The 21,724-nt window shown below is 64.9% G+C and carries 25 protein-coding genes; 15 read left to right on the top strand and 10 right to left on the bottom strand.

The genetic code is table 11. The features are described from left to right. Nucleotides 1–139 precede the first annotated feature (139 nt). The gene (locus NSO95_RS13645; protein ID WP_257596859.1) at nucleotides 140–826 is read left to right on the top strand and encodes an energy transducer TonB; all 687 of its coding nucleotides are present in this window, start codon (nucleotides 140–142) and stop codon (nucleotides 824–826) included. A gap of 6 nt (nucleotides 827–832) precedes the next feature. Here the strand turns inward: NSO95_RS13645 and NSO95_RS13640 are convergent, their stop codons facing one another. Next, on the bottom strand, nucleotides 833–1,051 hold the full coding sequence (locus NSO95_RS13640) for a hypothetical protein (RefSeq protein WP_257596858.1): 219 nt from the start codon (nucleotides 1,049–1,051) through the stop codon (nucleotides 833–835). Nucleotides 1,052–1,155: 104 nt separating this feature from the next. On the opposite strand from NSO95_RS13640, the gene NSO95_RS13635 reads away from it, so the two are divergent. The 3 genes from NSO95_RS13635 to NSO95_RS13625 all read left to right on the top strand — a co-directional run bounded on the left by NSO95_RS13635 (nucleotide 1,156) and on the right by NSO95_RS13625 (nucleotide 5,587). Next, nucleotides 1,156–1,533, top strand: coding sequence for a DUF3597 domain-containing protein (locus NSO95_RS13635; RefSeq protein WP_257596857.1), 378 nt, complete (start codon nucleotides 1,156–1,158; stop codon nucleotides 1,531–1,533). Nucleotides 1,534–1,824: 291 nt separating this feature from the next. Beyond that, nucleotides 1,825–3,687, top strand: coding sequence for a DUF885 domain-containing protein (locus NSO95_RS13630; protein WP_257596856.1), 1,863 nt, complete (start codon nucleotides 1,825–1,827; stop codon nucleotides 3,685–3,687). 208 nt (nucleotides 3,688–3,895) lie between these two features. Further along, nucleotides 3,896–5,587: a site-specific DNA-methyltransferase gene (locus NSO95_RS13625; protein WP_257596854.1), complete on the top strand. Its 1,692-nt coding sequence runs from the start codon at nucleotides 3,896–3,898 to the stop codon at nucleotides 5,585–5,587. Nucleotides 5,588–5,924: 337 nt separating this feature from the next. Here NSO95_RS13625 and NSO95_RS13620 read toward each other — a convergent pair whose 3' ends face one another. From NSO95_RS13620 to NSO95_RS13610, 3 genes are all read right to left on the bottom strand, one after another. Further along, nucleotides 5,925–6,509, bottom strand: a complete 585-nt coding sequence (locus NSO95_RS13620; RefSeq protein WP_257596853.1) for a DUF937 domain-containing protein — start codon at nucleotides 6,507–6,509, stop codon at nucleotides 5,925–5,927. 31 nt (nucleotides 6,510–6,540) lie between these two features. Beyond that, nucleotides 6,541–6,897 carry a hypothetical protein gene (locus NSO95_RS13615; RefSeq protein WP_257596852.1) on the bottom strand — a complete coding sequence of 119 codons (357 nt, stop codon included), beginning with the start codon at nucleotides 6,895–6,897 and terminating at the stop codon, nucleotides 6,541–6,543. Nucleotides 6,898–7,020: 123 nt separating this feature from the next. Beyond that, nucleotides 7,021–8,631: a phosphoenolpyruvate carboxykinase gene (locus NSO95_RS13610; RefSeq protein ID WP_257596851.1), complete on the bottom strand. Its 1,611-nt coding sequence runs from the start codon at nucleotides 8,629–8,631 to the stop codon at nucleotides 7,021–7,023. A gap of 239 nt (nucleotides 8,632–8,870) precedes the next feature. Here NSO95_RS13610 and NSO95_RS13605 point away from each other — a divergent pair, with 239 nt between their 5' ends. The 8 genes from NSO95_RS13605 to NSO95_RS13570 all read left to right on the top strand — a co-directional run bounded on the left by NSO95_RS13605 (nucleotide 8,871) and on the right by NSO95_RS13570 (nucleotide 15,035). Then, nucleotides 8,871–9,620, top strand: a complete 750-nt coding sequence (locus tag NSO95_RS13605; RefSeq protein WP_257596849.1) for a response regulator transcription factor — start codon at nucleotides 8,871–8,873, stop codon at nucleotides 9,618–9,620. After that, on the top strand, nucleotides 9,613–11,193 hold the full coding sequence (locus NSO95_RS13600) for a sensor histidine kinase (protein ID WP_257596848.1): 1,581 nt from the start codon (nucleotides 9,613–9,615) through the stop codon (nucleotides 11,191–11,193). Before NSO95_RS13605 ends, NSO95_RS13600 begins: the two co-directional genes overlap by 8 nt. Before the next feature lie 21 nt (nucleotides 11,194–11,214). Continuing rightward, entirely contained in the window at nucleotides 11,215–11,631 is a 417-nt protein-coding gene (locus NSO95_RS13595; protein WP_257596846.1) for an HPr kinase/phosphorylase, read from the top strand. Between the two features lie 61 nt (nucleotides 11,632–11,692). Beyond that, the gene (gene rapZ / locus NSO95_RS13590; protein ID WP_257596845.1) at nucleotides 11,693–12,631 is read left to right on the top strand and encodes an RNase adapter RapZ; all 939 of its coding nucleotides are present in this window, start codon (nucleotides 11,693–11,695) and stop codon (nucleotides 12,629–12,631) included. A 67-nt stretch (nucleotides 12,632–12,698) separates the two neighbouring features. Next, on the top strand, nucleotides 12,699–13,127 hold the full coding sequence (locus NSO95_RS13585; protein WP_257596843.1) for a PTS sugar transporter subunit IIA: 429 nt from the start codon (nucleotides 12,699–12,701) through the stop codon (nucleotides 13,125–13,127). Continuing rightward, entirely contained in the window at nucleotides 13,124–13,402 is a 279-nt protein-coding gene (locus tag NSO95_RS13580; RefSeq protein ID WP_257596842.1) for an HPr family phosphocarrier protein, read from the top strand. Before NSO95_RS13585 ends, NSO95_RS13580 begins: the two co-directional genes overlap by 4 nt. Next, entirely contained in the window at nucleotides 13,402–14,220 is an 819-nt protein-coding gene (locus tag NSO95_RS13575) for a TrmH family RNA methyltransferase (RefSeq protein WP_257596841.1), read from the top strand. The genes NSO95_RS13580 and NSO95_RS13575 overlap by 1 nt, the downstream gene beginning before the upstream one ends. An 83-nt stretch (nucleotides 14,221–14,303) precedes the next feature. After that, nucleotides 14,304–15,035, top strand: a complete 732-nt coding sequence (locus NSO95_RS13570) for a Crp/Fnr family transcriptional regulator (protein WP_257596839.1) — start codon at nucleotides 14,304–14,306, stop codon at nucleotides 15,033–15,035. A 130-nt stretch (nucleotides 15,036–15,165) separates the two neighbouring features. Here NSO95_RS13570 and NSO95_RS13565 read toward each other — a convergent pair whose 3' ends face one another. The 3 genes from NSO95_RS13565 to NSO95_RS13555 form a co-directional block, all read right to left on the bottom strand. Next, complete coding sequence (locus NSO95_RS13565; RefSeq protein WP_257596838.1) at nucleotides 15,166–15,336, bottom strand: hypothetical protein; 171 nt, start codon at nucleotides 15,334–15,336, stop codon at nucleotides 15,166–15,168. Nucleotides 15,337–15,472: 136 nt separating this feature from the next. Then, nucleotides 15,473–16,189 carry a hypothetical protein gene (locus NSO95_RS13560; RefSeq protein ID WP_257596837.1) on the bottom strand — a complete coding sequence of 239 codons (717 nt, stop codon included), beginning with the start codon at nucleotides 16,187–16,189 and terminating at the stop codon, nucleotides 15,473–15,475. A gap of 75 nt (nucleotides 16,190–16,264) precedes the next feature. Further along, entirely contained in the window at nucleotides 16,265–17,608 is a 1,344-nt protein-coding gene (locus tag NSO95_RS13555) for a DNA recombination protein RmuC (RefSeq protein WP_257596836.1), read from the bottom strand. Nucleotides 17,609–17,703: 95 nt separating this feature from the next. Between NSO95_RS13555 and NSO95_RS13550 the strand changes: the two genes are divergently transcribed. After that, the gene (locus tag NSO95_RS13550) at nucleotides 17,704–18,102 is read left to right on the top strand and encodes a four-helix bundle copper-binding protein (protein ID WP_257596834.1); all 399 of its coding nucleotides are present in this window, start codon (nucleotides 17,704–17,706) and stop codon (nucleotides 18,100–18,102) included. A gap of 222 nt (nucleotides 18,103–18,324) precedes the next feature. Here the strand turns inward: NSO95_RS13550 and def are convergent, their stop codons facing one another. The 3 genes from def to recR are packed head-to-tail and all read right to left on the bottom strand — an operon-like array spanning nucleotide 18,325 to nucleotide 19,759. Continuing rightward, entirely contained in the window at nucleotides 18,325–18,900 is a 576-nt protein-coding gene (gene def / locus NSO95_RS13545; protein ID WP_257596833.1) for a peptide deformylase, read from the bottom strand. A gap of 32 nt (nucleotides 18,901–18,932) precedes the next feature. Beyond that, complete coding sequence (locus NSO95_RS13540; RefSeq protein WP_257596829.1) at nucleotides 18,933–19,166, bottom strand: hypothetical protein; 234 nt, start codon at nucleotides 19,164–19,166, stop codon at nucleotides 18,933–18,935. Then, complete coding sequence (gene recR, locus NSO95_RS13535) at nucleotides 19,163–19,759, bottom strand: recombination mediator RecR (RefSeq protein ID WP_257596828.1); 597 nt, start codon at nucleotides 19,757–19,759, stop codon at nucleotides 19,163–19,165. The genes NSO95_RS13540 and recR overlap by 4 nt, the downstream gene beginning before the upstream one ends. 149 nt (nucleotides 19,760–19,908) lie before the next feature. Here recR and fmt point away from each other — a divergent pair, with 149 nt between their 5' ends. Further along, nucleotides 19,909–20,871 carry a methionyl-tRNA formyltransferase gene (fmt, locus tag NSO95_RS13530; protein ID WP_257596827.1) on the top strand — a complete coding sequence of 321 codons (963 nt, stop codon included), beginning with the start codon at nucleotides 19,909–19,911 and terminating at the stop codon, nucleotides 20,869–20,871. A 100-nt stretch (nucleotides 20,872–20,971) separates the two neighbouring features. Beyond that, nucleotides 20,972–21,712: a tRNA pseudouridine(38-40) synthase TruA gene (gene truA, locus NSO95_RS13525; RefSeq protein ID WP_257596825.1), complete on the top strand. Its 741-nt coding sequence runs from the start codon at nucleotides 20,972–20,974 to the stop codon at nucleotides 21,710–21,712. Nucleotides 21,713–21,724 lie beyond the last annotated feature (12 nt).

Raw genomic sequence — 21,724 nt, 5'->3', positions numbered from 1 at the left:
CCCCCGCCACTTCAGCGGCGCACCGCTGCCGATCGGTAGCCGTTCGAAACGCGAAATCGCTTGCTATGAATGTTATGTTGTAACATTCTCCGAGTCGGAGCATTGCCGCAGAGCGGTGCCGGAACGAGGAGAGCAAGCCATGGCCTATGTGGACCAGAATATGCAGGGCAGCCGGAAGGCCGGGATCATCGGCGTTGTCGCGATCCATGCGGTGCTCGGCACGGTGGTGGTGACCGGATTGTCGACCGTCATTCCGCTCGTGACCAAAGAGCCGCCGCTGACCGGCGGAAATATCGAAGTTCCGCTCGACCCGCCGGAACCGACCGAAATCCCCGATCTAGAGACGCCCTACAAGCCGCAAAAGCAGGATATCTTCGTTCCCGACAATCCGTTCAAGTTCGACACCGCTACGGATGTCACCACAACCGACCAGCAGCCCACCGAAGACACCTTCGTTTATGAGAACACCGCGTCTGGCGGTCTGGTCGAATCCGGCCCCAAGCCCACGCCGACGCCCGAACCGACCTTCGACCCGATCCTCGCCAAGCCGTCGAACGCCCCCGGTCGCTGGGTGACCAATGCGGATTACAAGCCGGCCTGGGTCCGCCGCGAAATGCAGGGCGTGGTGAGCTTTTCGCTTCAGGTCGATGCCAGCGGGCGGGTCAGCGATTGCCGCGTGACCCGGTCGAGCGGCTTCGGCGAGCTCGACGATGCGACCTGCCGCCTGGTTCGCCAGCGCGCGAAATTCACCGCCGCGCGCGACGGCAAGGGCCTCAAGATGCCCGGCAGCTACGCCAATTCGGTGCGTTGGGAACTGCCCGAATAGGCTAGCCTATCGGGCCGCACCTTCGGACTTCGCCGTCTCGAGCTTCTCGGCCGGCGAAGTCCCCGCTGCATCGGGCACGGTCCAGATCAGCACGTTGACGACCCCGACGGCGGCCAGCACCAGCATCAGCACCGCCTGCTGGCGCGCGCCGCGACGGAAGGCGAAGATCGCGGCACCGACCAGCACGATGGCGGCGAGCACGACAAGCGAAAGCACGGTATCCATTTTCGCAGGACTATTCGCTAATCCCGGTGCGGAAAAGAGCCTTTCATTCGAAACAAATGAGGACTAGCTCCATTGTCGATCCAGCAACAACAAGGAGCGGGCACATGGGTATTTTCAGCAGCATCAAGAACGCGATTTTCGGCTCGAAGGCAGAGGCGGCCGAGGTCAAACCCGCAGCACCAGCGCCAACCGCCACCGCCCCCGCCGCTCCGGCAAAGCCGGCTGCCATTTCCGAACTCGACGTTGCCGCGCGCCTCGACGCAATGGAGGGCGCGGACAAGCTCAACTGGCGCACTTCGATCGTCGACCTGATGAAGCTGCTCGGCCTCGACCCGAGCTTCGCCAACCGCAAGGAACTGGCCGGCGAGCTGGGGGATACGAATTATTCCGGCTCCGCAGACGAGAACATCTGGCTGCACAAGAAGACGATGCAGGAAATCGCCAAGAACGGCGGCAAGGTTCCGGCCGAATTCCTCGACTGATCCACCTGTCGAAATCAACATCGCAAAGGGCGGGCCGCAAGGTCCGCCCTTTCCTTTTGCCGAGCAGGTCATTGCAAAGACAAGGCACCTGTGTGCTCCGATTTCCTCCTCTGCTTGTCATCCCCGCGAAGGCGGGGATCCATGGCGGGTTTCGTCCGATGGATTCCCGTCTTTGCGGGAATGACAGAGAAGGGCAGGAGCGGTTTGCCACGGGTGGGCCATGTTGATAATGGCACCGACGCCACCGCTTTGCAGCTTTGACACGCGCCCCCGCCCGCGTCACACAAGGGCATGACAACTCAGACCTTCAGCATCACCCGCCGCAACGCCCTCGCCGGGCTCGGCGCGACGACCGCACTCACGCTTGCCGGATGTGTTCCCGCCGGGACCATCGCCACCGGTAGCGCCGACCCGCTCAGGATCGACGCGGCCAATGCCATGCTCGACAAGGTTGGCTACAACCTGCTCGCGCATGAGCCGGAGCGGGCGACCTCGCTCGGGGTCGACACCGGGGCCTATGCCGGTCTCCGGTCGAAGCTGGAAGACCAGAGCATTGCCGGACAGAATGCGCTTGCTGCCACGTTGCGGCAGGATCTCGCCACGGTGCGCGGCTGGTCGCGCGACGGGCTGGATACCGATACACTGACCCATCTCGAAGTGGTCGAGAGCTGCTACGATATCGCGCTGCAGGGATTTGCCCTGCCCTATGGCGATGTGCCGGTCGGCAGCTGGCGCACCGCGCCCTATGTCGTGATCCAGAACGTTGGCAGCTATCTCGACCTGCCGCGCTTCATGGACTCGACCCATCCGCTCAAGACCGACGACGATGCCGAGGCCTATGTTGCCCGGCTGGAGGCAATCCCCGGCGTGCTGGCGGGCGAACTCGAACGGATGCAGGCAGCCCGCGCGATGGGCGTGGTGCCGCCCGATTTCCTGCTCGCCAAGGCGATCGGCGCGATGCAGGCGACAATCAAGGACGCGATGGAAGGCGGCGCGCTGGCCGAACCCGTGCTGCGTGAATCGCTGAACTATCCCGGCGTCGCGCGGATCAATGTGAACCGGGCGCTCGACATCGTGAAGACCAGGATCGCCCCCGCCCTGGAGGCGCAATTGGCCGAGCTTTACGCCGAGCAGAAGGTCGCCGCTTCCGACCCCGGCATCTACGCCCGCCCGCGCGGCGAGGAGTTCTACGCCTGGGCGCTGCGTTCCAGCACCACCACCAGCCTCACCCCGGACGACATCCATCGCCAGGGGCTGGAGGAGCTCGAATCGCTCCACGCGCGGATGGACCCGATCCTGGGCGAGATCGGCTACACCACCGGCAGCGTCGGCGAGCGGATGCAGGGGCTGGCGCAGGACGAGCGCTACAAATTCGCCGAGGGCGATCCCGGCCGGGCCGAGATCATGGCCTTCCTCGAAGAGCGGGTGGCATGGATCAAGGCGCAGATGCCGCGCGCGTTCAACACGCTGGTCAATCCGAAGATGGAAATCCGCCGCCTGCCCCTGGCCGAGGAACCCGGCGCGCCCGGCGCCTATGGCGGCGCGGGCAGCAAGGACGGCAGCATTCCGGGGCGGATGTGGATCAATCTGCGCACCACCGACCTGCACCGCAAATACGATCTCGCCGATCTCGCCTACCACGAGACGATCCCCGGCCATGTGTGGGAAGGCGAATATTCCAACCGCCTGCCGCTGATCCGCTCGATCCTCGCCTTCAACCCCTTCTCCGAAGGCTGGGCGCTCTATGCCGAGCAACTGGCGGACGAGCTTGGCGCCTACGACGAGTTCAAGGTCGGGCGGCTCGGCTATCTCCAGTCCCTCGCCTTCCGCGCCTGCCGCATGGTGGTCGACACCGGCCTCCACGCCAAGGGCTGGAGCCGGCAAAAGGCGGTCGATTTCTTCGTCCAGCGCAACGGGTCGAAGGCGGAGGAAGTCGCCAGCGAGGTCGACCGCTATTGCAGCTGGCCGGGCCAGGCGACCGGCTACAAGCTGGGCCACAGCCGTATCACCGGCCTGCGCGCGGAGGCACAGGCCAAGCTTGGCTCGGCCTATGACCTCAAAGCGTTCAACGACGCGGTGATCCTCGGCGGCAACGTACCGATGGACGTGCTGGCGAAGAATGTCGGGCGGTATATCGCAGGGGCGCAGGGCTAAGGCACTTACGACAACTCACCCGTCACCCCGGACTTGATCCGGGGTCCCGCTGCCTTTGGCGCCGTGCTTGAAGGACAGCGGGACCCCGGCTCGCAGGCCGGGGTGACGGGTAGAAGCTGGGTCGGCAAGAAACAGCACCCGCGACTCATCCCCCGCCACGGACACACCCCGGCTTGCCTTTTGCGCCCTGCGCGCCAGTATTCGCGCCATGCCCAACACGCTCTATTTCGGCGACAACCTGCATGTGCTGCGCGAACACATCGCGAGCGAGAGCGTGGACCTGATCTATCTCGACCCGCCGTTCAATTCGAATGCCAATTACAACATCCTGTTCAGATCGCCCGACGGCGACAACAGCGAAAGCCAGATCGAGGCGTTCGAGGACACCTGGCACTGGAACGACAGCGCGGAGGATGCCTTCGACGAGGTGATGCGCAGCGGGAACACCGACGCCTTCACGCTCCTTAGGGCGATGCGCGAGTTCCTGGGTGACAACGACATGATGGCCTATCTCGCCATGATGGCGGTGCGGCTGATCGAACTGCACCGGGTGCTCAAGCCGACCGGCTCGCTCTATCTGCACTGCGACCCGACCGCGAGCCATTACCTCAAGCTGCTGCTGGACGGGGTGTTTGGGGCGAGAGCATTTCGCAGCGAAATCGTATGGAAGAGATCAAGTGCGCATAACGATGCCAAACAGGGCTTGGCAAATTATGGGCACATTCATGACGTCATCTTTTTCTACTCAAAGGGTTCGAGCTGGACGTGGAGCCATCAATTTACGCCATATGAGGAAGAATACACTGGCCGTGATTACAAATTGGTCGATGAAGAAACTGGGCGTCGCTTTCGGCGGGGCGATCTAACCGCTGCCAAAGGCGGCGGGGATACAAGTTATGATTGGCGGGTGAAGAAGCGTTCCGATCAAAAGGAGCGTTGGGTCGCAGATTTGGACGAGGAGCATCTTCATCCGCGAGAGGGTTGGGAATATAAGGCCACTAGGCCCTATAGCGGTCGATATTGGGCTTACTCTCAGGACAATATGCGGAAGTTTGCCCTTGAGGGGAGGCTCCGACATACCTTCGATGGAATGCCGGAGTACAAGCGTTTCCTTGATGAGATGCCGGGCGTTTCACTTCAAGACCTTTGGGCCGACATTCGACCGCTCCAAGCACATGAACGACTCGGCTATCCTACTGAAAAACCAGTTCCACTCCTCGAACGCATCATCGCGGCCTCCTCGAACGAGGGCGACGTGGTGCTCGATCCGTTCTGCGGTTGCGGCACCGCCGTCCATGCGGCGCAGAAGCTGGGGCGGCAGTGGGTCGGGATCGATGTCACCCATCTCGCCATCGGCCTGATCGAGAAGCGGATGAAGGATGCCTTCCCCGGTCTCGCCTTCGAGGTGAAGGGCCGCCCGCAATCGCTCAAGGCGGCGGAAGACCTGGCCAAGCGCGACAAGCACCAGTTCGAACTGTGGGCGCTCTCCGTGGTCGATGCCGACCCGTGGAAGGGCGGGCGCAAGGGGCCGGACGGCGGGATCGACGGGATCATCTGGTTCAAGCCCGACGGCAAAAAGACCGAGAAGGCGATCGTCGAGGTCAAGGGCGGAGCCACCGGGGTGAAGGATGTCGGCCGCCTCGCGCAGGTGATGGAGCGCGAAGGCGCGAAGATCGGCGTGCTGATCACCGCGCAATTGCCGACCCGCGCGATGGAGCGCGACGCGGCGGCGGTCGGCGTGTGGGAAAACGAATACACCGGGCGTAAGCACCCGCGCCTGCAAATCATTACCCTCGCCGAACTGTTCCAGAACAAGCGGCCCGATATCCCGTGGGTGGACACGTCGTCGCAAAAGCGCGCCAAGCGGGAAGAGACGGGCAAGCAGGGCAAGCTGCTGTAGGCGGCAGGTCCGCGCACCGCCGGGGCCGAACCCCCATCCCGACCCTTTTCCCCCACGGGAAGGGCTTTGTCGCAGGGTCGAATGTCGCAGTCGTTCGCAGCCTCACCTCACCTCCCCATGAGGTGGGGCCTGGGCGGGTCTATGGCACCCGATCGGGGCGCGCCAGTGCAGGCGGCGGGGCCTCCCGCCCGGTTTCCCGGCAACCCCGCATGGCGCTCCGGCCGCTGGGGACCGTGCTACGGCAGGGAGAATATCACCGCGTCACGCCTGCCCCTCCGCCGATAGAGCGGCAGCGCGGGTTTGCCAACGCAGCCCGCCCGTTCCTGTGCCCGGACCGCTAGCGAACCATCCCGGCCACGACCTGCGTCAGGATGCCGCCGAGCGCACCGCCCAATCCGCCGCCACCACTATCGCCCGCCTGGGCACCACCTTGCTGCCTGTTCATCATATAGCCGACCACCGCCATGGCGAGGATCGGAAGCATTTTCTTGAGGATGTCCGAGCTGATCCCGGTCGATCCCGCGACTTCCTCGGCAACGCCCCGACTGACATCCTTGCTGCCGAAGATCTGACCGAGAATGTCATTGCCGGGCTGGGTTGGGGTCGGTTCCTGTTTCAGCACCGCATCGAGCAGGATGCCGCCCAGCGCGCCGCCCAAACCACCGCCCAATCCGCCGCCAAGACCCCCGCCGCCAGATTGCGGGGCCGTGCCGCCAAGTCCGCTCTGAGCCAGCGAACCGAGAATATCGGCCAGACCGCCGCCGCCGCTGGCCGGTGCGGCCGTTGTCTGACGGCCGAGACCGGCAACAATCGCCGGAAGCAGGGCACCGGCCCCGACCCGCGCGGTCTGTTCATCGATCCCCAATTCGCGTGCCATCGACGTGATGACCCCGCTCTGCTGCAATACCTGTGCGAGACTCATTGCGACCTTCTCCCTGATTTTGTCCGCGGGGCTATTTCTTCCCGAACAGTCCCTTGGCCATTCCGGCAAGATCGTTCAGTGGATTGCCGTCGCCGTCCTTGTCGAACAACTTGCCGATGCTGGCCGGGTCGTTCTTGATCGCGTTGGCGAATTCGGTGAGCGAGCCTTCGCCGCCGATCTGCTCGACGATCTGCTTGAGCGTGCCCGTACCCAGCCCGGTCTTGGCCGCGGCGAATTCCACAGTGTCGCCTTCCGCCTGGTGACCCTGGCCGAGCGCGGCGATCGCCTTTTCCGCCATTTCGGGCGGAATGCCGATCTTGGCGGCAAGGTTCTTCACATCGTCCGGCGCGCCGCCGATGTTCTTCAGGATTCCGTCGAAAAAGCTCATGCCCTGCCTCCGATTGGTGCGATTCTCTCCGGCTGGATACAGCATCCCGGCGCGGTCCGGAAACGATAAAGCCCCCGGTCCGGTTTCCCGGCCGGGGGCCCCTCTCCAACCGTGAATTGCGCGTCAGGCCGCTTGCGGGGCCGCCCGCCGGACGCCTTCGTCGACATGGCTTTCGAACTGGGCGAAATTGGCCACGAACAGCTGCACCAGATTGTGCGCCGTGCGGTCGTACTCGTCCTTGTCGGCCCAGGTCGCGCGCGGATCGAGCAGCGTCTGGTCGATGCCCGCTTCGGCCAGCGCGGGGACCGAAACCGGCACATCGAAGCCGAAATTCGCGTCCTTGCGGAATTCCACCCCGTCCAGCTTGCCGTCGAGCACGGCGTTGAGCAGCGCGCGGGTGGCCTTGATCGGCATGCGCTGGCCCACGCCGTACTTGCCGCCGGTCCAGCCGGTGTTGAACAGCCAGCACTGGACGCCGCCCTTGGCGATGCGTTCCTTCAGCAGGTTACCGTAGACCGAAGGGTGACGCGGCATGAAGGCGGCACCGAAACAGGTGCTGAAGGTCGCCTCGGGCTCGGTCACGCCGATTTCGGTCCCGGCAACCTTGGCGGTGTAGCCGCTGAGGAAATAGTACATCGCCTGATCGGGCGTCAGCCGCGCGATCGGGGGCAGAACGCCGAAGGCATCGGCGGTGAGCATGATGACGTTGGCCGGTGCCGGGCCGAGGTTCTTGTCCGAGGTGTTCGGGATGTATTCGATCGGATAGGCCCCGCGGGTGTTCTCGGTCTTGCTGCCGTCGGTAAAATCGAGTGCGCGGGTTTCGGGATCCATCGTCACGTTCTCGAGAATCGTGCCGAACATCCTGGTCGTGGCGTAGATTTCCGGCTCGCCTTCGGCCGAGAGGTTGATCATCTTCGCATAGCAGCCGCCTTCGAAGTTGAACACCGCCTGGTCCGACCAGCCATGCTCGTCATCGCCGATCAACGTACGGCTGGCATCGGCGGAAAGAGTCGTCTTGCCGGTGCCCGAGAGGCCGAAGAAAATTGCGCTCTTGCCGTCCGCGCCGATATTGGCGCTGCAATGCATCGGCATCACGCCCTGCGCGGGAAGCAGGTAGTTCAAGAGGCCGAACACGCCCTTCTTCATCTCGCCCGAATATTCGGTGTTGCCGATCAGGATGAGCTTGTCGGTGAAGTTGACCGCGATCACAGTGTCGCTGCGGCAGCCATGACGCTCAGGATCGGCCTTGAAGCCGGGCAGGTTGATGATCGTGTATTCGGGGATGAATCCGGCCAGCTCTTGCGCACTCGGGCGGACCAGCAGCGTGCGGATGAACAGGTTGTGCCACGCCATCTGGTTGATGACCCGCACGTTGACCCGGTATTCCGGCTGCGAACCCCCGAACAGATCGGCGACATAGAGTTCGTCCTGATCCTGCACTGCGGCAAGGAAATCGGCCTTGAGATTGGCCCAGTGCGCGGGGTCCATCGGCTGGTTGATCGCCCCCCAGTTGATCGTGTTCTCGGTCATCGTGTCGCGGACGATGTACTTGTCCTTGACGCTGCGCCCGGTGAACTTGCCGGTATCGACCAGCAGCGCACCATCTTTGGTCAGTTCGCCCTCACCTTTCTTGAGCGCGTGCTCGACCAGCGCAGCAGTGCCGAGGTTGGGGTGGATGGTGGCCCGGGTGGCAATGCCCTGGGCTTCGAGCGGATGGGAAAGCGCGATCGTCACGAGTATCTCCTGGCGGTGTCTGGCCTGCATGGGGGGCGCAGGCCGAGTCGCATGCATACCTATGCACGGGGAATTGCGGCTGCGCATAATCTCGCGCCGCCGTCGCGTCAAATCCGCACTCGCGGGAATATGCGCGGCGAAGCCGGGCCGGGCGCAAAACGCGTTGCCGCGTTGTCTATTGGAGCAAGGGCGGCTAGCGTCGGCTGCCCAGGAACACGACCCTGAAATGCGGAGCAAGCATGTCCGACAAACTGGCGGAATCGACGGACGGCCAGCAAGTTATCGCGCTGGTCGATGATGACCGCAATATCCTCACCACTGTGTCGATCGCTTTGCAGGCGGAGGGATATGCCACGCGGCTCTATTCCGATGGCGAAGCGGCATTGAAGGCATTGCTCGAGAATCCGCCCGATCTCGCGGTGTTCGACATCAAGATGCCCAAGATGGACGGGATGGAACTGCTGCGGCGCCTGCGTCAGAATTCGGCCCTCCCTGTAATCTTCCTCACCAGCAAGGACGACGAGCAGGACGAGGAAGCGGGGCTGGAACTCGGGGCGGACGATTACATCGCCAAGCCCTTCAGTATCCGCCTGCTGACCGCGCGCATTCGGGCGATCCTGCGCCGCAGCGATGCGCTGGCGATGGTCCAGATCGACGACGGTTCGGGCGAAGATGGCAACGAGAACGCGATCGCCACGCGCGGCAGGCTGCTGATGGATCCGGCCCGCCACTTCGTCAGCTGGGGCGGCATGCCGGTTTCACTGACCGTTACCGAATTCCTCATCCTCGAAGCGCTCGCGGTGCGCCCCGGGGTGATCAAGTCGCGCAACCAGCTGATGGACGCCGCCTACCCTGACGATATCTTCGTCGACGACCGGACGGTGGACAGCCACATCAAGCGGATGCGGCGCAAGTTCCGCTCGGTCGATCCGACCTTCGGAGCGATCGAGACCCTTTATGGGGCGGGTTACAGCTTCACCGATGGCTGAGAGCGCCAGATCGGGCCGTTTCGGTGCCGGGCTCGAGCGGCTCAGTTGGGCCAACCGGCTATCGCTCACCTCGCGCATCCTCGCAGTCAACCTGCTGCCGCTAGCGCTGCTTGGCGGGGGGCTGTTCTATCTCGACGGCTATCGCAAGCAGTTGCTCAGCGAACGCTACAAGCTGGCCCGCATCGAAGCGCAGATCACCGCCGAAGCACTCGCCGGGGCGACACGGCAGCGGCAGGAGGCGCTGCTGGTGCAGATCGGTAAGGAGCAGCGGATGCGCGTGCGCATGTTCGATGCCGAAGGCAATCTGTGGGCCGATAGCTTCGCGCTGGCCGAACCGTCGTTCACATTCGCCGACACTTCGATGGACGGATGGGGCGAGGATTGGGCGCAGACCCTCGACCGGATCGTCGATACCGTCGTTTCCGCCGAGCCGGTGGAAGACTACATCGAGCCCGAAGCCAACATCGCCGATGCCTGGCCCGAACTCGCCCGCGCGCGCGAAACCGGACTGAGCCAGATCCAGCTGCGCGACTGGCCGGACGGATCGCCGGTGATTACCGCCGCTGCGCCGGTCGGAACCAACGGCGCGACTCTGCTCACGACGCGCAACGCGGTGGATATCACCGAAGCGGTGCGCAGCGCCCGTTCTTCGCTCGGGCTTGCGGTGACGATGGCGCTGGTCGCCTCGATCCTGCTGTCGCTTTATCTGGCGCGCACGATCGTCCAACCCCTGCGCAGCCTGTCCAACGCGGCGCAGCGCGTGCGGCTGGGTCGCGACCGGCAAGTCGAAGTGCCCCGCCTGCCGCATCGCCGGGACGAGATCGGCCTGCTGGCGCGCGCCGTGTCCGACATGACCGACGCGCTGCGCGACCGGATCGATGCGGTCGAGCATTTCGCCGCCGATGTCGCGCACGAGATCAAGAATCCGCTCGCATCGCTGCGCAGCGCAGTGGAATCGCTCGGGCGCGTAGAGGATCCGGCCCTGCGCGAACAATTGCTCGACATCGCGTCGCACGATGTCCGGCGGATCGACCGGCTGGTGACGGAGATTTCCGATGCCAGCCGGGTCGACGCGGAGATATCGCGTGCCACGCTGGAAGAAGTCGATCTCGGCGCGCTGACCGAAGCGATCATCGAGCGACGCGAAAACCGGGGCGAGAACGGTGGCCGCCGCATCGCCCTCAACAAGCCGCTGGGCCGCGCCGTGGTCCGCATCGTCCCTGCACGGATCGAACGGGTGATCGAGAACCTGCTCGACAATGCGGTGTCCTTCTCGCCCGTAGAGGGCCAGATCGACATCAACATTACTATGGATGACGAATTTGTCGCGCTGGTGATCGAGGACGAGGGACCGGGTATTCCCGAAGATTCGCGCGAGAAGGTGTTCCAGCGATTTCATTCGATCCGGCCTGATGCGGAGGATTTCGGCCACCATTCGGGACTGGGCTTGGCGATAGCACGCACCATTGCCGAAGCGCATGATGGCGCGCTGGTCGCGATGGCACGCGACAAGTGCAGACCGGGCGCGAAGCTGGTGCTACGCCTGCCGCGCGCGACCCGGCGCATCGCGTGACCCGGCCGTGCGGGTGACAGGGTGAGGCTCCGGCAAGCCACTGCAGTCGCGATCGGCGGGCGGGCGGTCATGATCGAAGGTCCTCCCGGATGCGGCAAGTCATCCCTCGCTTTGATGTTGACCGATCGCGGTGCCGTGCTGGTGGGCGACGACGGGGTCGGGTTGCACGTCGAGCGGGAAAGGCTGATCGCCAGCGCGCCGGAAGCTACCGCCGGGCTGCTCGAAATCCGCAATGTTGGGCTGGTACGGTTGCCTTGCCGCTCCGCCCCGGTCGCACTGGTGATCCGCTGCGACGACGATGCCCCGCGTTTCGTCGAGCAAGCAGATCGGCTGGAAATAGAGGGAATCGCGCTGCCTCTTCTGCGGATGCGGCTGGGCAACCCTGCCGATGCGATCCGGGTCGAGCAGGCGCTGGCGCTGCACGGGCTCCGGATGTGAGCGGGGGCAGGCCGAAATGCCCCCTTTTCACCGCCGTGGTTAGCGCGCAAACCCGCTCGCAATGGCGGGTGATTCGTCCTTGACCGAAGCGGGGCAGCAGGCCGACGGACGCCAGCGGATCCTGCTGGTGACCGGCGTCTCGGGCGCGGGCAAGACCACGGCGCTGCGCGTACTGGAAGACCTCGGCTGGGAAGCGATCGACAACTTCCCGATCCGCCTGCTGGGCCGCCTGCTCGGCAGCGAAGGCGAACAAGGTCAGTCCGGGCCACTGGCTATCGGCTTCGATTCGCGCACCCGCGGTTTCGTCCCTGCGTCCATCATCGATCGGGTCAAGAAGCTGTCGCAGCGCCCCGACCTGCTGATCACCACCCTGTTCATCGATTGCGGCAGCGGCGAGCTCGAGCGCCGCTACAACGAAACCCGCCGCCGCCACCCCATGGCATCGGGTCGTCCGGTCCATGTCGGCATCCATGCCGAGCGGGAATTGCTCGAGCCGCTGCGCCGCTGGGCCGATGCGGTAATCGACACCACCGATTACACCAGCAACGATCTGCAGCAGGCGATCCGCGAAGGCTTTGCCGCCGGCGCGCCGCAGGATATGTCGGTCATTCTGTCCAGCTTCGGCTTCGCGAGGGGCACCCCACCGCTGGCCGATCTGGTGTTCGACATGCGCTTTCTCGATAATCCGCACTGGATCGAGGGGCTGCGCGAACAGACCGGGCTCGACGCTCCGGTTGCGGAGCACATCCAGCAGGATCCGGCCTTCGACACCGCGTTTCGCCAGATTCGCGAGCTGCTCCTCACCTTGCTCCCGCGTTACCGGGCCCAGGGCAAGAGCTACGTCCACATCGCCTTCGGCTGTACCGGCGGGAGACATCGGTCGGTTTTCGCCGCCGCGAAAATGGACGAGGCCTTGCGCAAGGAAGGATTTTCGCCCACGGTCATACACCGCAATCTGGGTTCACGCGCGGCTGACGAAATCGAAGGACCCAAGGCATGAGGATGGCTGGCTTCCCGCTCCGCGCTCAGGGAAGGTTAAGCACCCGGGGTATCAAGCAAAGCAACCTATGATCGGACTGGTTCTCGTCACCCACGGCAATCTCGCCGACGAATTCGTCCACGCGATGGAGCATGTCGTCGGCCCGCAGGAAGCCATCGCCACGGTCTGCATCGGGCCGAGCGACGACATGGAAAAGCGGCGCAAGGATATCGCCAATGCGATCAAGCAGGTCGACAGCGGCAAGGGTGCGATCATCCTGACCGACCTGTTCGGCGGCACCCCGTCCAACCTCGCGATCTCGCTGCTCGATGCCGGGCGGATCGAGGTGATCGCGGGGATCAACCTGCCGATGTTGATCAGGCTCGCGGGTGCCCGCCAGAAAAACGATGTCTACACCACCGTCTGCGCCGCGCGCGAGGCGGGCCGCGCCTATATCACCGTCGCCTCCGAGCTGCTCGGGCAGGATACCAAAAAGGCCGGCGGGGCTGCTGGATGAACGAGCAGCGCAAGACTATCACCATCGTCAACCAGCGCGGCCTGCATGCGCGCGCCAGTGCCAAGTTCGTCGGCGCGGTGGCGGAGCTTGACGGGGCGACGCAGGTCCGCGTGGCCAAAGGCGCGAACGAGGCGGGTGGCGGCTCGATTCTCGGCCTGATGATGCTCGGCGCAGCCAAGGGTGACACCGTCGAGGTGATCGTTTCGGGCGACAATGCCGAGACGGTTCTGGCAGACCTCGCCGCCCTGGTAGAGAACGGCTTCGGCGAAGAGTGATGCCCGACCCCCGCCGGAGGCAGATCACCGGCTTTTCGAACCCCACGGTCAAATACCTGCGCTCCCTGCGCGAGAAGAAGCATCGCAAGGCGGCGGGCAAGTTCCTCGCCGAAGGCTTGCGCCTGCTGACCGATGCGCGCGAATGCGGCCGGGTGCCCGAAATGCTGGTGATGGCCGAAAAGCGCGATCCGCATCCGCTGCTGGCCGCGCTGGAAGCGGCGGTCCTCGATTCCGGAGGCGAAGTGATCGAGACCTCCACCGACATCCTGTCCAAGATCACCGGCAAGGACAATCCGCAGGCGGTGGCGGGCGTGTTCGCCGAATTCGACACCTCGCTCGCCGCGCTCGACCGTTCGCGTTCAAATATCTGGCTCGTCGCCCAGGCACTGAGGGACCCGGGCAACCTGGGAACCATGCTGCGCACCGGCGATGCGGTCGGCGCAGGCGGGCTGATTTTGATCGACGATTGCGCCGATCCGTTCGGGGTCGAAGCGGTGCGCGCCAGCATGGGTGCGGTGTTCACCCAGGCCATCGCGCAGGCGCGGTGGGAGGAATTCCTACCGTGGCTGCGGGCGGAAACAGGCCAGCTGGTCGCCGCCTCGCTGCGCGACGCGGTCCCCTATCGCGGCGCGCCCTACGCCGCGCCGTGTTTCATCCTTGTCGGCAACGAATCGCAAGGTTTGCCCGAGGAGTACGAGCTGGCCAGCGACCTGCGCGTGACAATGCCGATGCGCGGGCGGGCCGACAGCCTCAACGCCGCCGTCGCGGCAGCGGTGCTGGCGTATGAAGTCCTCGCCACATTGCCCGCAACGGATTGAACAGCCTCACCGATCGGATTATCGCTCACGCTGGGAAAGCGTCATCGTCAGGCTGGCGAATGCGCTTGCGAAGGGGTCGAAAAATGCGGGACGTGCTGGCGAAGTATGGCAGGATCGTGCCCCTGCGGCCCGACGAGGAAGCGACGATCCGCAACCTGTCCACCACCAAGCGGCATTACGCCGCGGGGACCGCGCTCGTCATCGGCGAGCTCGACGAACCCGACCAGCTTTTCATCGTCGACAAGGGCTGCCTGTTCGCTTCGGTCGATCTGCCGGGCGGAGACCGCGCAATCACCCGCCTCTACTTTCCCGGCGATATTGTCGGGACCGCGAACATCCCTTTCGATCGCGCGACCCACAACATCACCACCAGCTCGGCCGCCGACCTGTTCATTTTTCCGCGCCGCAAGCTGGTGGAGGCGTTTTCGACCATGCCGCGGATCGCCGCCGTGTTCTATACCTTTGCGGCGATGGAGAATGCCATCCTGACCGACCGGCTGGTGTCGGTCGGGCGGACGCGCGGCCTGGCGCGACTTGCGGCGCTGATCCTCGAGATCGATGCGCGGCAAGGCCTGCTGCACACGCCGCCGGGCAGCCGGTTCTCGCTAGGCCTCACACAGGCACAGATCGCCGATGCGATCGGGCTGACCGATGTCCAGGTGAACCGCTTGCTTAGGGAACTGGTCGAAGGAGGCACGATCTCCCGCCATGGCAAGGCGATCGAGATTCTCGACAAACCCGCCCTGATCGAGATCGGCCAGTTCACCGACCGGTATGCGGATCTCGATCTCGGGTGGTTCACCGAAGACGTCTGAACCAGAACCGGTGTTTGCCCCGCCAGGATGGTGGATTCCCGGCGGGGCGAGACCGACGAGGCGGCCCGCTAGGACTGCTTCCATCGACCTCTGTCTCGAACATCGAGCAACTGGGACGCCTGCCTGGCCGTTACTTCCTGCGGTTCGCACCCACGATCCGCCACAGCCCGTTGCTGTCGACCAGCTGCATGCGGCAGACCTCGACGCCGTCCTCGTGCAACTCGGCCCATTCGCTCACCACAAGCCGCTTGGCGACCTCGAGCGCGCCGTCGAGCGACACGGCTTCGAAGGCATGTTCCATATTCCCGGTCCCGTCCGGCGTCCGATAAGTCAGAGTATAGTGTCGCAATCGTTGTCTCCCGAGCCGCGCCTTATAGCGACCGGGATCGGGTCCACCTTATCATATGATGGGTTGCGCCAAAGGCCCCGCGGTCGGATCAGTCGCCCGCGACGAAGCTGACGATCTGCCAGCGCTCGCCATTGCGCGCGATGTACAACCGGTAGTCGACCGGCGAGCGCAGCATGGCATTGGCGATGAAGCCGGGCTTGCCGCTGCGGCTGGTCACGGCGGCGAATTCCGCCGCGGGATCGAAGCCATCGGCCAGCTGCACCGTATCCCACGCGATCGTCTCCACCACAGGGGCGGATTTTTCGGGACGCTCGCGCATGACGACATCGGGTCCGAGCGTGACCATGGTGGAGAACGGATCGTCCACGCCAAGGTCCTGCGCGAACAGCCAAGGCAGGACCATGTCCCCGCCTTCATCCACCGCACAGCCGAGATCGAGCAGTTTGTCGAGTTCTTCCCACAGCTTGCCGTCCTTGTCGGCCAGGCGCTCCTTGAAGGTGGTCAGCCCGCCGCCGCCGCCGAAATCCAGCTTCACATCGGCGGCCGTGAGTTTCAGCAGCGCATCGACATCGCGATCGCGCACGGCCTTGCCCAGATCGACGAAGAACAGCTTGGCACCCGGCAGCTCGACGCATTCGTTGCGCGGTGCGAAGCGGCCTGCGGGTGCGGGTTCCGGCTGGTCGGGAAACACACCTTCGGACGGCTGGCCGGATGCGGTCGCTGCCGGGTCGGAGCCCGAACAGGCAGCCAGCGTCGCCAAGGCAACCGGCACAAGCCACATCGCCGAAGATCGGATCATGCGCATGGTATTTCTCCCGTATCCCCTGTGCGTTCCTCCACCCAACGAAACCGCAACTCACCCGTTCCGCCTTGCGCGCCGTCAGTCGGCAGCCCGAGCGGTATCATCGGCCAGCGAATCCGCCGCAGTGTAGCGCGGGGCGCTTTCCACCAGCGGGACATCGTCGATCTCGCGCTTGCCGATCTCGATGCCCTTTTCGGCCAGACGCTTGCCGGAAGAGAGTACATTCCTCTCAAAAGATCCGACGAACTTGTTGTAATTGTTCACCGCGCTCTCAAGCCCGCCGCCCACGCGCTTCAAGTGCTCGGCGGCAGTGGCGAGGCGCTCATAGAGTTCGGCACCCATCCGCCCGATCTCCTGCGCCTCGCGCGCGAGCCCGTCCTGCCGCCAGACCTGTGCCACCGTCCGCGCAATCGCCACCAGATTGGTAGGAGTGGCGAGCAAGACCCTCTTGTCGAAGGCGAAATTCCACAGCTCGGGGTCGTGTTCGAGCGCGGCGGCGACGAAATGTTCGCCGGGCACGAACATCACCACATAGTCGGGCGCTTCTTCGAATTGGCTCTGATAGCTCTTCGCGCCGAGCGTCTGGACGTGATTGCGCATCGAGCGGACATGCTCGCCCATCGCCCGCGCGCGGACCTCCTCGTCGCTGGCTTCGAACGCTTCCTGATAGGCGTTGAGCGAGACCTTGGAATCGATCACCAGCATCTTGCCGCCGGGAATCCGCACGATCGCATCGGGGCGGAGCCGCCCGTCCTCGGTATCGATCGAATGTTCCATCGCGAAATCGGTATGCTGCGCGAGGCCGCATTGCTCGAGCAGGTTCTGCAGCGCCCGCTCGCCCCAGCGCCCCCGCGCCTTGGGCGCATTGGTGAGCGAATTGCCCAGCCGCTGCGCCTCGCGCCGGACCTGCTCCTGCCCCTGCCGCATCTGCTCGATCACCCCGGCGAGCTGGCCGAAGGCATCGACCCGCTTCTCCTCCAGCGACTTGACCTGTTCCTCATAACTCTTGAGCCGGTCGCCGACCGGGGCGAGCAAAGCCTTTAGCTTCTCCTCGCTCGCCTTTTCCGAATGGCCCAGCCGCTCCTCGGCGCGCTTGAGGAATTCCTCCTGGCTGCGGCTGAGCACTTCGCCGCCAACCGCCTTGAACTGCGCGAGCATCTCCTCGCGCGCTTCCTTCATCGCCTCGAACTGCTTGTCGAAACTGGCGGCATTGGCCTTGAGCGTCGCCAGCTCGATCTGCGACTGGCCGAGTTCGGCAACGGCGCGCTTGAATTCGGCTTCCTGCCCGTCCGCTTCGGTCTCTGCTTGCTTGAGGCGGGTTTGCAGTTCGGCAACCGGGCGGGAACCTGCGAACCACCCGGCGAGCCCGCCGAGGATGAGCCCGCCGAACAGGGCAACGAGGATGTAGAGCATGGGGTCCATCGGTGGAACATAGTCGGAACGCGGCGTATCGCCAAGCGCCTTTGCGGAACCAATCCCCCGCCCCGTTCGCTCCTTTCGAAGAAGGAGATATCACCATGTCGATCAAGGAAATGATCAAGGAACACCCGCAGGTCGGGGCGGACTGGAACGAGGATCTGGGCGAGGCGGTCAAGCACGCGATGTATTGCGCGGCGATCTGCAACAGCTGCGCCGATGCCTGCAGCGCCGAGGAAATGGATATGCGCACATGCATCCGCCTGTGCATGGATTGCGCCGATATCTGCACCGCTACCTACCGCGTCGCGTCCCGGCGGACGAGCGGCAACGTTGGCGTGATCGAGAGCATGCTGCGGACCTGCATCGCCGCTTGCGAAGCCTGCGTGGAAGAATGCGAGAAGCACGACACCGACCACTGCCGCCGCTGCGCGCGGATGTGCCGCGAATGCGCCGACGATTGCACCAAGGCCCTCGAAGGGATGCTGCAGCACGCCTGAGCCGCGCGGGGCCGGGAAAAGCATTTTCCTACACGGCCCCGGCTTGCTAGCCTCGCCTTTCGCTCTTTCCCATCGTCGTTCGCCAGCGTGCAAATCCATGGGCCGCCGTGTAGGTTTTTGGTGTCGCTTTAGTGTCGCCTTTCGGCGTTGGCCCGGCCGCGGTGGTCACGAAAAAGGCCGCCGGAGCGAACCCCGGCGGCCTTTTCAACCCGCTTCGCAGCGTCAGGCTGCGCGCAGCTTTTGCAATTTCTTCAGCGCCATGCTGCGCTTCAACCGGCTGAGGTGGTCGATGAACAGGATCCCTTCGAGGTGGTCCATCTCGTGCTGGATGCAGGTCGCCATCAAGCCCTCCATCGCCTCGGTATGCACCTTGCCGTCGAGGTCTTGGTAGCGGACCGTGCAGGTCGCCGGGCGGTCGACATCGGCGTAGATCTCGGGGACCGAGAGGCAGCCTTCCTGGTAGGTCGCCAGCTCCTCCGCCGGGTCGAGGATTTCCGGGTTCACGAACACGCGCGGGTCGTTCTTGATCGGGTAATGCTTGTGGCTGCCCTTACCGTCGCCATGGTCGTGGCCGCATTCTTCCGGCTCGGCATCGTAGTCCGGTTCCTGCAGGTCGATCACCAGCACCCGCTTGGGCACGCCGACCTGGATCGCCGCCAGGCCGATGCCGGGCGCGTCGTACATGGTTTCGAACATGTCCTCGACCAGCGTGCGCAACTCGTCGTCGAACTCCGTCACCGGTTCGGACACGACTTTCAGCCGGGGATCCGGCACTTCAAGGATTTCACGGATAGCCATGGGCGGTAATTTAGGGGGTGGACGCTTGGGAATCAATCGCCCGGACGGCGCACAAAACCGATAAACATGAGCAGACCGGAAGTCGGTATCGAAACGAGCGCGAATTCCACCGCGAGCAACTTGTAGAAATCGCGAGTCCAAGGCTCAGCAATCAGCCCTTCTATGTCCGCTCTTGCGATCGGGTCGGTGAGGTCGTGATACGTGACCGCCGCCACGACCAGAATTCCGAACACTATGCCGACCAGTATCGACCGCAGCGGGCTCATCCCACGGGCCTCCGAGCCCTCAGCGCCTGCGCCAGCGTGCCCTCGTCGAGATAGTCGAGCTCTCCCCCCACCGGCAGGCCATGCGCCAGCTGGGTGATCCGCACCGGAAACCCCTCGAGCCGTTCGGCGAGGTAGTGGCTGGTAGTCTGCCCCTCCAGCGTGGCGTTCATGGCGAGGACGACCTCGTCGATCCCGCCCGCCTCGACCCGGCCGAGCAGGCTGGCGATGTTGAGATCCTCCGGCCGCACCCCGTCCAAAGCCGAGAGCTTGCCGCCGAGCACGTGGTAGCGCCCGGCGTAGAGCCTGGCCCGGTCGAGCGCCCACAGATCGGCCACATCCTCGACCACGCAGAGCGAGCGCTGGTCGCGGCGCGGGTCGGCGCAGATGCCACAGGGGCTCTGCGTATCGACATTGCCGCAAGTGCCGCATTCGACCAGCCGGCCGCGCACCGCCTCCAGCGCTTCGAGCAGGCCGGGCAGCGCGCTGTCGCGCCGCTTGACCAGCCACAGCACCGCCCGCCGCGCCGAACGCGGGCCGAGACCAGGGAGCCGCGCGAGGGCGGAAGCCAGCTGCTCGATCTCTTGCGATGCCATGGGCAGGGAGATAGGGGCGCAGGCGAGAAAAGAGAACCCAAAACCCCTCCCCCTTGAGGGGGAGGTCGGGTGGGGGTGTACGGCGCACCTTATCGAGCGCCGACCCCCACCCCCGGCCCCTCCCCACCGGGGAGGGGGGAGGAATGATGATGCGGATAATTTTCATGGGTACGCCGGAGTTTGCCGTGCCGACGCTACGCGCGCTGGTGGCAGCGGGGCATGAGGTGGTCGCCGCCTATACCCAGCCGCCGCGCCCGGCGGGACGGGGCAAGAAGCTCCAGCCCTCGCCGGTGCAGATAGCGGCCGAGGAACTGGGGATCGAGGTTCGCTCGCCCAGGTCGCTCAAGTCGGCGGAGGAACAGGCGGCCTTCGCCGCGCTCGATGCCGATGTCGCGGTGGTGGCAGCCTATGGCCTGATCCTGCCGCAGCCGGTGCTCGATGCGCCGGAGCACGGCTGCCTCAATGTCCATGCCTCGATCCTGCCGCGCTGGCGCGGGGCGGCACCGATCCACCGCGCAATTCAATCGGGCGATCCGGTGACCGGCGTCACCATCATGCAGATGGAAGCGGGGCTCGACACCGGCCCGATGCTGGCGACGATCCGCACGCCGGTGGATGACAAGACCACTGGCGAGCTAACCGAGGAACTGGCCGAGCTGGGTGCGAACCTGATGGTCGAAACCCTGCGCGAACTGGGCAAGCATGTACCGGTCACCCAAGACGACGACGAGGCGACTTACGCCCCCAAGATCGACAAGGCCGAGGCGCGGATCGACTGGACGCAGCCCGCCGAGCAGGTGGTCCGCCACATCCACGCCCTCGCCCCCTTTCCCGGTGCCTGGTGCGAGATCGAGGGGGAGCGGGTCAAGCTGCTGCGGGCGGTATTGTGTCCCCGCGAAGGCGGGGACCTCAGCCCGCAAGAGCAGACATCCGACCAGGACGGCAGAGGCCCTCGCCTTCGCGGGGGCACGGTGCTGGACGACCAGCTCACCATCGCCTGCGGCAGCGGCGCGATCCGGCCCGAGCGGCTTCAGCGCGCGGGCAAGCCGTCGATGGACCTCGAGGACTTCCTACGCGGTTTTCCGGTTGCTGCGGGGACCGTATTGCCATGAGCCGATACCCGTCATCCCAGCGCAAGCTGGGATCGCTACCCGCCAGCGCCGAGCTTTCGGCAACCGATCCCAGCTTGCGCTGGGATGACGGATTCTGGGCATGACTCGCTTCGCCCTCACCCTCGAGTTCGATGGGACACCGTTCCAAGGCCTGCAGCGGCAGGCGCATGGGCCGAGCGTGCAGCAGGCGGTCGAGGAAGCCGCGCACGCGGTGACAGGAGAGCAAGTGACGCTCCACAGCGCCGGACGGACCGACACCGGGGTCCATGCCCTCGCCATGCGCAGCCACTTCGATGTCGAGACCGGCCTACCGCCGTTCCGCATGATGGAGGCGCTCAACGCGCATCTCAGGCCCGCCCCCATCGCGGTGACTCATTGTGAGATCGTGCCCGACGACTGGCACGCCCGCTTCAGCTGCATCGGGCGGCGCTATATCTATCGCATCGCCAACCGCCGCAGCCCTTTGACGCTGGAGCTCAACCGGGCGTGGCAGGTGCCGCAAGAGCTCGATCACGAGGCCATGCACCGCGCGGCGCAGGCGCTGGTCGGGAGCCATGACTTCACCACCTTCCGCTCGGCCCATTGCCAGGCGCAGAGCCCGGTCAAGACGCTCGACCGGCTCGATGTCGAGCGAAACGGCGAGCATGTGCTGATCCACGCCGCCGCGCGCAGCTTCCTCCATCATCAGGTGCGCAGCATGGTCGGCTGCCTTGCACTCGTCGGCATGGGGCGCTGGCGTGAAGAGCAGGTCGGCGAGGCCCTCGAAGCACGCGAACGGCAGGCGCTCGGCCTCAATGCCCCTCCGCATGGGCTCTACTTCGTCGAGGCGGTTTATCCTTAGCCACCTGACGTT

The organism is Parerythrobacter lacustris (genome assembly GCF_024626475.1).
In the GTDB taxonomy this organism is placed as follows: domain Bacteria; phylum Pseudomonadota; class Alphaproteobacteria; order Sphingomonadales; family Sphingomonadaceae; genus Parerythrobacter_A; species Parerythrobacter_A lacustris.
This window is presented reverse-complemented; position numbering and strand designations above follow the sequence as displayed.

Coding starts and splice junctions, on each gene's coding strand:
- NSO95_RS13645 (WP_257596859.1), top strand. CDS start 140: ATGGCCTATGTGGACCAGAATATGCAGGGCAGCCGGAAGGCCGGGATC.
- NSO95_RS13640 (WP_257596858.1), bottom strand. CDS start 1,051: ATGGATACCGTGCTTTCGCTTGTCGTGCTCGCCGCCATCGTGCTGGTC.
- NSO95_RS13635 (WP_257596857.1), top strand. CDS start 1,156: ATGGGTATTTTCAGCAGCATCAAGAACGCGATTTTCGGCTCGAAGGCA.
- NSO95_RS13630 (WP_257596856.1), top strand. CDS start 1,825: ATGACAACTCAGACCTTCAGCATCACCCGCCGCAACGCCCTCGCCGGG.
- NSO95_RS13625 (WP_257596854.1), top strand. CDS start 3,896: ATGCCCAACACGCTCTATTTCGGCGACAACCTGCATGTGCTGCGCGAA.
- NSO95_RS13620 (WP_257596853.1), bottom strand. CDS start 6,509: ATGAGTCTCGCACAGGTATTGCAGCAGAGCGGGGTCATCACGTCGATG.
- NSO95_RS13615 (WP_257596852.1), bottom strand. CDS start 6,897: ATGAGCTTTTTCGACGGAATCCTGAAGAACATCGGCGGCGCGCCGGAC.
- NSO95_RS13605 (WP_257596849.1), top strand. CDS start 8,871: ATGTCCGACAAACTGGCGGAATCGACGGACGGCCAGCAAGTTATCGCG.
- NSO95_RS13600 (WP_257596848.1), top strand. CDS start 9,613: ATGGCTGAGAGCGCCAGATCGGGCCGTTTCGGTGCCGGGCTCGAGCGG.
- rapZ (WP_257596845.1), top strand. CDS start 11,693: ATGGCGGGTGATTCGTCCTTGACCGAAGCGGGGCAGCAGGCCGACGGA.
- NSO95_RS13585 (WP_257596843.1), top strand. CDS start 12,699: ATGATCGGACTGGTTCTCGTCACCCACGGCAATCTCGCCGACGAATTC.
- NSO95_RS13580 (WP_257596842.1), top strand. CDS start 13,124: ATGAACGAGCAGCGCAAGACTATCACCATCGTCAACCAGCGCGGCCTG.
- NSO95_RS13575 (WP_257596841.1), top strand. CDS start 13,402: ATGCCCGACCCCCGCCGGAGGCAGATCACCGGCTTTTCGAACCCCACG.
- NSO95_RS13570 (WP_257596839.1), top strand. CDS start 14,304: ATGCGGGACGTGCTGGCGAAGTATGGCAGGATCGTGCCCCTGCGGCCC.
- NSO95_RS13565 (WP_257596838.1), bottom strand. CDS start 15,336: ATGGAACATGCCTTCGAAGCCGTGTCGCTCGACGGCGCGCTCGAGGTC.
- NSO95_RS13560 (WP_257596837.1), bottom strand. CDS start 16,189: ATGCGCATGATCCGATCTTCGGCGATGTGGCTTGTGCCGGTTGCCTTG.
- NSO95_RS13555 (WP_257596836.1), bottom strand. CDS start 17,608: ATGGACCCCATGCTCTACATCCTCGTTGCCCTGTTCGGCGGGCTCATC.
- NSO95_RS13550 (WP_257596834.1), top strand. CDS start 17,704: ATGTCGATCAAGGAAATGATCAAGGAACACCCGCAGGTCGGGGCGGAC.
- def (WP_257596833.1), bottom strand. CDS start 18,900: ATGGCTATCCGTGAAATCCTTGAAGTGCCGGATCCCCGGCTGAAAGTC.
- NSO95_RS13540 (WP_257596829.1), bottom strand. CDS start 19,166: ATGAGCCCGCTGCGGTCGATACTGGTCGGCATAGTGTTCGGAATTCTG.
- recR (WP_257596828.1), bottom strand. CDS start 19,759: ATGGCATCGCAAGAGATCGAGCAGCTGGCTTCCGCCCTCGCGCGGCTC.
- fmt (WP_257596827.1), top strand. CDS start 19,909: ATGCGGATAATTTTCATGGGTACGCCGGAGTTTGCCGTGCCGACGCTA.
- truA (WP_257596825.1), top strand. CDS start 20,972: ATGACTCGCTTCGCCCTCACCCTCGAGTTCGATGGGACACCGTTCCAA.